This is a genomic window from Secundilactobacillus oryzae JCM 18671 (genome assembly GCF_000740055.1).
GTDB lineage: Bacteria > Bacillota > Bacilli > Lactobacillales > Lactobacillaceae > Secundilactobacillus > Secundilactobacillus oryzae.
Genome location: NZ_BBJM01000046.1, coordinates 1 through 9,692, shown reverse-complemented (window position 1 = coordinate 9,692; position 9,692 = coordinate 1). Strand labels below are relative to the sequence as shown.

General features: G+C 42.3%; 9 protein-coding genes, 1 other RNA gene and 1 pseudogene. 9 read left to right on the top strand and 2 right to left on the bottom strand.

Annotated elements, in window-relative coordinates; translation table 11 throughout:
- Together LOSG293_RS09060 and LOSG293_RS09055 are read left to right on the top strand one after the other, a co-directional pair.
- Nucleotides 1-133: pseudogene (locus LOSG293_RS09060) on the top strand (IS30 family transposase); the annotation flags it as partial.
- Between the two features lie 109 nt (nucleotides 134-242).
- Nucleotides 243-443 (top strand): hypothetical protein, encoded by a 201-nt coding sequence (locus LOSG293_RS09055; RefSeq protein ID WP_034529577.1) that lies wholly within the window; start codon nucleotides 243-245, stop codon nucleotides 441-443.
- Between the two features lie 791 nt (nucleotides 444-1,234).
- On the opposite strand, the gene ssrA is transcribed toward LOSG293_RS09055, so the two are convergent.
- Nucleotides 1,235-1,607: a transfer-messenger RNA gene (ssrA, locus tag LOSG293_RS09050) on the bottom strand.
- A 58-nt stretch (nucleotides 1,608-1,665) separates the two neighbouring features.
- Nucleotides 1,666-2,442 (bottom strand): Cof-type HAD-IIB family hydrolase, encoded by a 777-nt coding sequence (locus LOSG293_RS09045; protein WP_034529575.1) that lies wholly within the window; start codon nucleotides 2,440-2,442, stop codon nucleotides 1,666-1,668.
- 116 nt (nucleotides 2,443-2,558) lie between these two features.
- On the opposite strand from LOSG293_RS09045, the gene LOSG293_RS09040 reads away from it, so the two are divergent.
- From LOSG293_RS09040 to LOSG293_RS09010, 7 genes are all read left to right on the top strand, one after another.
- Entirely contained in the window at nucleotides 2,559-3,230 is a 672-nt protein-coding gene (locus LOSG293_RS09040; protein WP_034529573.1) for a GW dipeptide domain-containing protein, read from the top strand.
- 25 nt (nucleotides 3,231-3,255) lie between these two features.
- Nucleotides 3,256-4,005: a winged helix-turn-helix domain-containing protein gene (locus LOSG293_RS09035; protein WP_034529570.1), complete on the top strand. Its 750-nt coding sequence runs from the start codon at nucleotides 3,256-3,258 to the stop codon at nucleotides 4,003-4,005.
- Nucleotides 4,002-5,474, top strand: a complete 1,473-nt coding sequence (locus LOSG293_RS09030) for an ATP-binding protein (RefSeq protein WP_034529568.1) — start codon at nucleotides 4,002-4,004, stop codon at nucleotides 5,472-5,474. Before LOSG293_RS09035 ends, LOSG293_RS09030 begins: the two co-directional genes overlap by 4 nt.
- A gap of 14 nt (nucleotides 5,475-5,488) precedes the next feature.
- Nucleotides 5,489-6,661, top strand: coding sequence for a class I SAM-dependent methyltransferase (locus LOSG293_RS09025; RefSeq protein ID WP_034529565.1), 1,173 nt, complete (start codon nucleotides 5,489-5,491; stop codon nucleotides 6,659-6,661).
- 130 nt (nucleotides 6,662-6,791) lie between these two features.
- Complete coding sequence (locus tag LOSG293_RS09020; RefSeq protein WP_034529563.1) at nucleotides 6,792-7,649, top strand: GRP family sugar transporter; 858 nt, start codon at nucleotides 6,792-6,794, stop codon at nucleotides 7,647-7,649.
- Nucleotides 7,650-7,740: 91 nt separating this feature from the next.
- Nucleotides 7,741-9,087, top strand: coding sequence for a glucose-6-phosphate isomerase (locus tag LOSG293_RS09015; RefSeq protein WP_034529560.1), 1,347 nt, complete (start codon nucleotides 7,741-7,743; stop codon nucleotides 9,085-9,087).
- Nucleotides 9,088-9,206: 119 nt separating this feature from the next.
- Nucleotides 9,207-9,536, top strand: a complete 330-nt coding sequence (locus LOSG293_RS09010; protein ID WP_034529558.1) for a hypothetical protein — start codon at nucleotides 9,207-9,209, stop codon at nucleotides 9,534-9,536.
- Nucleotides 9,537-9,692 lie beyond the last annotated feature (156 nt).

Genomic DNA, 9,692 nt, shown 5'->3' with positions numbered 1-9,692 from the left:
CAAAGGTCAACCGATTGATGAGATTACCGATGATGAATTGATTCAAATTAACTGGTATTTGAATTGCCGACCACTCAAATGTTTAAATTGGCGAACACCGATTGAGATCTTTTTGCGTAATCTGCGTTACTAAATTTGTTCAAGTTATTTCTTGCAATCTGCCATTTAAAAAAGTATCCCAAGATTTCCGAGCCCCTAAAAAAGATTATCCTGACATTTCTGACACCCTAAAAGGGGGATGTATGAATAATTATGATGATACCGAAAAAGAAAGCATTAAAAAGATGCTTGCTAGCGAACCATATACACATGATGGCGTTACTGAATATGGTGGATTGCCACCAATATCGCCAGTTCCCCAGACTACTGGTAAAAATAGGATGTCAAAGAAAGCATTCCAGACACTTATTTGCGACTTTAAAGAAGCTAACCATTTAAAATAAGATGAATTAACGATTTTATAAAGCACTCTTTATGGGTGCTTTTTGTATGCACACAAAACCAAAAAGGGTGCACACAAAAGTAAACTAAGGGTGCAACGTGTTGCATTTGATCAAAGTGCTGTTATAACGTGGATAGCGCTAGTAGATACTAGTATGGAAAACCTAGCAAAACCTAGCATTATCCTAAGTGGATGCTTGCATTTGCTAGCATTTTTTGATGTTTACAGCCTAGTAAAACCTAGTATTTTTTTGACTTTGATAACCTGACAAAACCTTACATTATTTACTAACCAGTGCTGGTAAATACTGGTATGAATGATAGTAAATGATATTATTGTGTAACTAAAATGGTCACGTGAAACAGTTGACCATGTTGGATCTTGTTGAGAACGTTTGTAAGAGGTGTCCCCAATTTTGGGGAGAGGTATCTAAAATCTGGCACGCCAAAAATGGCGAGCCGTGAAAAGCATGTTCACTAAAGTGGGTGTCCTCATTTTTGAGGAGACCTATTTCACTGCCGAGTTTTCGACAGTGAGATTATTAACGCTATTTCGGAGAAATTGACTAGATTGACCACTATCCCAAAATAAAAGAGCTAGAAATTCATCTAGCTCATGCCCTACCACCGCTGGTTTTATGTTGAATAATATGTGTGTTATTTGATCACTAATTTGACCACTATATTGACCACTATTTGACCTAAATTCTCTATTATTGGATAAAAAGAGAACCTTGCTATAATGTTGATATAACAAGGTTCCTAGCTGTTTATGAAAGTGGGCAAAAGCCCTAAATGGAGTCGGCGGGAGTCGAACCCGCGTCCAAGCATATCGCCACCCGGATATCTACGCTCATAGGCATATTATTTAACTTCACCAATCAAAACGCCATATGTCAGGGCAACCGTGATTAGCTAACCTGATTAGTCTCTTCTAGTCACTTCAGGTGGGAGCAACTAGCGTAAGTCCACTTAATTTTGAGACCCAGATCTAACCCATGGACAAAGTTAGGAGGATCCTCACTTAGCGCTTATTAGGCAGCTAATGCAAGAGATTTATTACTGTTATTTGCAGTTATAAATTTAGGTGGGAAGTGATGACGTAGATTCCCGCTACGAAACGCAATCCAGGTTCGACCTATACATGTCGAATCCATAACGACCCCAAATTAGTACATCTAAATATACCACAAAACTAGGGTTCGTTAAAGGATTCCGCTTAACTTAAATCAAATCAAAATGCTTCAAACCGTTCACGATCCCATGATCGGTGTTATTAGTTGTGACAAATTCGGCGTATGGCTTGACGTGAGGAAGGGCGTTACCCATTGCGACAGCATGATCAGCGTATTCCAACATTGGAATGTCATTATTGCCATCTCCGAACGCGTAGGTGGATGCACCAGCATATTCTCGTAGCTCCAGCAACTTAGAGATTCCGACCCACTTGGAGCCACCCTTGGTCACGATGTCCATGCTAAATGGGGTATTACGATAAAAGGTAAAGTCCTCACTAAAATCTTTTTTATAGCGTTCGTCGTCTTCACGTTGTTTAGTCAGCACAATCATCATGTAAATCGGGTTCGTTTTATAAAAATTATAGTCAATCAATGGAACGGGACTATTAACATTGTTAAAGGCATTTTCAGCAATCTCGGAAAACTCATTCATCCGAGAGGTTTGGTCGTTTAATTCAATAAAAGCGTTATTGTGTTTACCGGCGTAATCACTAAAACGTTCAATTTGTTCATCAGTGAATTCAGCTTTGTAGATGGGTTTGCCATGGTTGATGACGTAAGAACCGTTGGCAGAAACAACCGTATCAATTTTCGACTTCCTCATAATTTCGGTAATCTCAAAGATATTTCGACCACTCGAAATCACGGGTTCCACGTCGTTAGCACGGAGTTGGTCCAGTGCGGCCACCACTTCGTCGTCTAATTTGGTCTCGGCGTTTAGTAAGGTGTTATCTAAATCAAAGAAAGCAAGTGCTTTTGTCATGTGATCCATCCTCCTAAATTAGTTTCAAGAACATCTTAACATAGTCACCAGATAGTTGTATTTCGGGTCTGTCTTCAGTAGTATAATAAGTATAATCTTACGTTGGAGATGAATCGATGAACACCAGGATCGTTGCGGAAGAGAAACCAACTCCGTTTTTTGTGAAAATCAAACCCGTGGTCGCTGGAAAGCGATTTATTAAAGATGAATTTGCAACAGGTGAACAGCTTACTGAAATTGAGGAGTTACCAAAAGCTTATCTCGGTGAGGAAATTAAAGTGGACTGGCTGCGATTTTATGGGGACCGCGTTTGGTATCACTTTAGTTACCACAATCAATCTGTCGGCTGGATTCAAAAGAAGGCGTTGGTCCGTCATTATCGACGTTTGGATATCATGCCAGCTAAAGTCCTCGACAAGCATCAATCCGCTAGTGCTAGGGTGCTGAAGGCCTGGAACAATTTTTTGGATGTCTCACTGCTAGATGAAGACTTTGTGGGCGTTAACCCGCTCGAAATTCTGACTCAGGTTCAGGAAGTCAAACCGACGGCAAGGTTAACGGATGTGGATAGCTTGAAACTTATCCATCACCAGATTCAACGAGGACAACCCATTATTTTATGGCTGTCGCGACCAAAAAACGCTGAGAATCGCATCATGATGTTGACGGGTTACACTCACCATCATGTCTTCTTGTTGGATCCAACCACTAATTATCTATTGACGCCAACCAACCAGGCGCTGATGGGCAAATGGCGTGGGATGGGTGCCAAAGCGATCATCTATTAACACCTCAGCAATAGAGGAGGAAAACATGAAATTATTAATGATTGAAGACAATAAATCTGTTTCTGAAATGATGAAGATATTTTTTCAAAAAGAAGATTGGGATACTCATTTTGCATATGATGGCAATGAGGCACTCGAGATGTTCCGCTCTGATCCTGAAGGTTGGGATATGATTACATTGGACTTGAACTTGCCAGGAATTGATGGAATGCAGGTTGGGGCTGAGATTCGAAAACAAGCGCCAACTGTCCCGATTATCATGTTAACGGCGCGCGATTCCGAAAGTGATCAAGTGCTGGGCTTGGAAATGGGTGCAGATGACTATGTTACTAAGCCATTTTCACCAATTACACTAATTGCCCGAATCAAGGCGTTACATCGCCGAGCTGAATTGGGGACAACCAAGGCTGCTCCTAGCGAATCAGGATTGGACACAAGTTCCGCTAATGAGTCGAATAACTTCGATATCAAGACGGATCACTTTAAATTGAACAGCAATACCCGTGAAGCTTATTTAAACGGCGAACCAATTGATGACTTAACGCCCAAAGAATTTGATTTGTTACGGGCCTTGGCGCAAAAGCCTCGTCAGGTGTTCTCGCGGGAACAGTTGTTACAACAAGTTTGGAACTACGAATACTACGGTGACGAACGAACTGTTGATGCACATATTAAGAAATTACGGCAAAAAATCGAAAAGGTCGGCCCACAAATTATTCAAACTGTTTGGGGTGTCGGTTACCGATTTGATGATAGTGGGGTCGAAGATAAATGAAATTAATCTACCAACAAATGCTAGCTTTCTTCGCGGTGATTGCCACCGTGCTTATTTTGTTGGGGATTTCGTTTTCACGCTCGACGCGCTCCATGGTGTATATGAATACTTGGTCAACCCTTGAAAAGTACGCGAACAGCTTAGTAGAACAGGCTGTTCGCGTTTCTGCGCAGAATAATCGTCGGGTGTCGTTTGATACGGATTCATTGGAAAGCAGTGAACTATTGCTGCAAAATCAATCGGTCCATTTTACGGTATATAATGCCCGAAATGCGGTAGTTTTCCCAGACAATGTGTATATGTCCAAGATCAATACGCGAGACTGGAAAAAGTTGCAGAAGGGTGAGATTGTCCACAAGGTGGCGGACCGCAACGTCAATCGGCAGAATGGTCAGCCCCAACCGGCGATGACGGATATTTTGAAGCCGTATTTCTACACCAATAACAAGGGCAATAAACGCTTAATTGCCGTGATTCGGGTGGGGGCCTTTATTTCCGACATTAATACCAACATCAATCAAATTAATAAAAATTTGATTCGACCGCTGATTATTTCGAGTTTAGTGGCGCTGGGATTTGCATTCTTACTGGCCAGTTTTTCGAACATGCGAATCAATCGCTTACGACGGGCAACCAAGCAGGTGGCGAAGGGAAATTACGACGTCAAACTTAAGACGAATCATCGGGATGAAATTGACGATTTGACTAATGATTTCAACGGCATGATTAGTTCGTTGAGGGAGTCCCGTGAAGAAATTAAGCACCAAGAGGAACGACGCCGAACATTTATGGCGGATGCAGCACACGAAATGCGGACGCCGTTGACCACGATTAATGGGTTGTTGGAAGGGCTAGCTTACGATGCCATTCCTGAAGAAAGTAAAGAACAAAGCATTAAGCTCATGCGCGATGAAACTAACCGACTTATTCGATTAGTGAACGAGAACCTCGATTATGAAAATATTCGTGCCAACAAAATCCGCCTAAATAAGCAAGAATTTGACGCTGTTGACGCTTTCACCAATTTAGTTGAACAATTACAGCGCAAAGCTGAGGCAAAAAATGATACACTAGAGCTTCAGGTGCCAAAACAGATCTCGGTATATGCGGACTATGACCGCTTTGTTCAGATCATATTCAACATTACCCAAAACGCCATCCAATTCACCGAAAACGGGACGATTACAATCAATGCCCAACGTGGGTTTGAGGAGACAATTGTTCGGATTAGCGATACGGGAATTGGAATGAGCAAGGAGCAGTTGGCTAATATTTGGGAACGTTATTATAAAGCGGACCCATCTCGAAATGCCAAGTACGGGGAATCGGGGCTTGGTTTGGCCATCGTTCATCAGCTGGTTCAACAGCATGGTGGTACGATTGAAGTGACAAGTAAGCCTGATCAGGGAACGACATTTACAATTATCTTCCCGGATAAGTTCCAGTCGAAGAAGAAACCCGGACAATAAGAAGGAGTGTCATATTGAAAAAAATAGAAATTAATGGTAAATCAGCACGAAAGTTTGAGGGCGGCTATCCCGTCATTGACAAGGACGATTTGGTCAACCCTAAGGATTTTACAGAGGGTGAATGGATTGCTCTAGTTAGCCATAACCACTTTGTCGCCAAGGGTTATTTTGCCAAGGCGGGCCGTGGTATCGGTTGGATTCTGTCCATCAAGGAAAACGAGGACATCGACGAACGTTTCTTTAGTAAGTTGTTCCGTGCAGCCCTTATGCGTCGTCAAAACCTATTAAGTGGCGGAATTGTTAAGAATTACCGCTTGTTCAACGGAATTGGTGACGGGTTAGGTGGCTTGACAATTGATGTTTTTGAAAACAATTACGTCATTGCCTACGACAACGATGCGCTTTACCAACAGAATCGTTTGATTATGAGTGCGTTTAATGATGTGATCAACAAACCAAACACGGTGATTGTTCGCCGTCGTGGGGATAAGAGCCATCAAGAAACGAACCAGATTGTGGTGGGGGATGCTAAACGCCTTCCTTCAACCATTACTGAAAATGGTATTCAATTTCCAATTGATTTGACTGGAACGCCAGTGGTTGAACCTGCGTTGGAATACCGTCACGTTCGTCAGTTATTGAAGGATCGTAGTGATAAGTCGACGTATTTGAACCTGTTTGCTGGCCAATCCGGTTTGACGATTGCAGCCGCCGTTGGTGGGGCATTAAAGACCGTTACTGTCGATGATTCTAAGCGCACCATCAAATTGGTAGATGATCAGTTAGCTCTGAACCAAACGTTGAGCGATGGGCATGAAACCCGTGCGATGGCCGTCTTTGGTTACTTGGATTACGCCATCAAGCATGAGCTTCAATTTGATACGGTGAGTGTGAATCCACCAGCTTTCTTGCGTGGTAAGAAACGCGACTTCAGTTTGCAAAAAGACCTGGAAGACTTGCTACTTCAAGCAGCAACGGTGACCAAAAAGGGTGGCGAATTGATTGTGATGATTCGTGACACGGATATGACAGAGAAGAAAATGAACACGGTCATCTCTGAGTTGGTTGCATCAACCAACGGTGAATTCAAGGTTGAACAGCGATTGGATAATGAGGCAGATTTCACAATATCAAGTGAATTTCGCCATGCAGATTCGCTCAAAGCCGTTATTTTAAAACGATATTAGGTATGTGAAAAGATTGTTTTGAGAAAACAATCTTTTCTTTTTGGCCAAAATCTAGTACACTATTACTTGCGTTAATATTTAAAACGCTTTCATAAGTTTAGATAAAGCTGAAAAGAAAGAGGAAATTTTCATGACAATTTTAATTGCATTAGTGCCAGCTCTTGCCTGGGGAAGTATTGGACTTATCAGTGGAAAAATGGGGGGATCACCAAGTCAACAAACTTTGGGGATGACCATGGGAGCCGTTGTATTCGGACTATTCAGTCTGGTGATGTTCCACCCAACGTTGACAGGAAAGGTCTGGATTGCTGGACTTCTATCTGGTGTGTTTTGGTTCTTTGGTCAATTAGGACAATTCCAGTCCATGAAGGCCATCGGGATTTCGAAGACGGTTCCTGTTTCGACAGGCTTGCAATTAGCCGGTAATGCGTTTGCCGGAGTGATCCTCTTTCATGAATGGACAACCGGTTCCATGATTACAACTGGAATGATTGCCGTAATCATTTTGATTGCTGGGGCTGCTTTGACGTCATTACGTGATTCAAAAGCATCTCCAATTTCAAAAGCTAGCAGCCATGTTGGTGCTGGAGTTTGGGCTTTGACGTTCTCAACGATTGGTTACGTGCTTTACACAGTTGTGGTTAACTATGCTAACGTGGATGCTAAGGCTATCGTTTTCCCACAAGCCTTAGGGATGTTCTTAGGTGCATTGGTTTACGCCCTTAACAAGGAACCTTTATCAAAAGGCACTTACAAAAACATCGTGACTGGTGTGGTTTGGGGATTAGGTAACTTCTTCATGTTCTTCTCAATCCCAGCTGTTGGACTTGCTATCAGTTACTCACTTGCTCAAATGGGAATTGTTATTTCGACATTCGGAAGTATTTTCCTACTTGGCGAAAAGAAAACACCGCGCGAAATGGTTTATGTCACTGTTGGTTCGCTGATGGTTATTGCCGGTGGTGTCATCTTGAGTTTAATGAAATAAAATCAAACACAAAAATAAATGGGCTAGACCATTTATTTTTTTTGTGTTTTAATCTATAATGAGTTTATCAATTAAAAGTGAGGTTACGAAGATGTCCCATATTAAGTTTGATGATTCCAAGTTAGATAAGTTTATCCACGACAACGAACTGGGCGAAATGCAAGCCATGGTTAACGCTGCTGATGATCAGTTACGTAACGGTACTGGTGCCGGTAATGAATACCGTGACTGGTTACATTTACCAACGGAATACGATAAGGATGAATTTGCTCGCATTAAAGCGGCCGCAAAAAAAATTCAATCTGATTCAAAGGTTTTAGTGGTTATCGGAATTGGTGGCTCATACTTGGGTGCCAAGATGGCGGTGGACTTCTTGCACCACACATTCTTCAACTACTTACCTGATGAAAAACGTGATGCGCCTCAAATTCTATTTGCGGGTAACTCTATCAGTCCTTCATACATTCATGACTTAATCGACTTAATTGGCGACCGTGATTTTTCCGTTAACGTCATTTCTAAATCAGGTACGACAACGGAACCATCAATTGCATTCAGAATCTTTAAGCAACGCCTTGTGGCTAAGTATGGTGAAGCGGGTGCGAAGGAACGTATCTACGCCACAACCGACAAGGCTCGCGGTGCGTTGAAGCAAGAATCAGATGCTGAAGGTTACGAAACCTTCGTGATTCCTGATGGCGTTGGTGGCCGTTACTCCGTCTTAACTGCGGTTGGTTTATTACCAATTGCTGCTTCAGGCGCAGACATCGATCAACTTATGAAGGGTGCTGCTGATGCAGAAGGGGCCTACACGAACCCTGATCTAAGTCAAAACGAAGCTTACAAGTACGCTGCTTTGAGAAACATCTTGTACCGTAAGGGCTTCACCACTGAACTACTCGAAAACTACGAGCCAAACCTCCAATACTTCGCTGAATGGTGGAAACAATTGATGGGTGAATCAGAAGGTAAGGATCAAAAGGGCATTTACCCTTCATCTGCTAACTTCTCAACTGATTTGCACTCATTGGGTCAATACATCCAAGAAGGCCTTAGAAACCTCATGGAAACTGTCATCGTGATTGACAAGCCTAACCACGATGTTGATATTCCAAAGGAAGACCAAGATCTTGACGGTTTAGGTTATCTTGAAGGCAAGACGATGGACTTCGTGAACACTAAAGCCTTCCAAGGTGTTGTCCTTGCCCATACGGACGGAGACGTGCCAAATATGAGCGTCCACATTCCAGATCAAACGGCTTATACGTTGGGTTACTTAATTTACTTCTTTGAAGTAGCCGTTGCTATCTCAGGTTACTTAAACGGAATTAACCCATTTAACCAACCTGGTGTGGAAAGCTACAAATCAAACATGTTTGCTTTACTTGGCAAGCCCGGTTATGAAGAGCTTGGCGAAGAATTAACCAAACGACTTTAAGCTTAAAAGAGAACGGCGAACCGTTCTCTTTTTTTATGAATTTTGTGAAATGGTGGCGTCATAAATCAGATTTGTTATAATGAACGTGCATAAGAAGATTGAAGAGGAGATGGCCACATTTGGCAAGTAATTCGGATTCTATTTATAATGTCATGACTTACGTGACGCGACACCCGGAAGAGGTCCACTTTCAAAAGGGTGAGTATTCGAACGTCATCACGATGGGAATTCCTGATCATGTCGCAATTGCAAACCGGGAAACGTATTTTCCGGAAGGACGCTTGATGGTTAATCGAATGTCTAACCACTTTGTCAGCATGCATGGTGAGTTGCTGGACTATTTCTTCGATATGACCGAGAAGGGCAAGCCTGATTATCGTGAGGTCTGGATTACGACCGGGTACTTGCCAAAGAAGCAGCTCTATTTACTGGAACTTTCGTATGAATAATGAATAAGTGGCTCCGGAAATTAATTTCAGGAGCACGATTAAAGCCCTGACAAGTTTAATGGCTCTTTGTCAAATCCTGTTGATGAACAATTTATAGAGTAATTTCAAAGGCTAAACAGCCCTTGAAATTACTCTTTTTTTGGTTCTTGCTTGGTT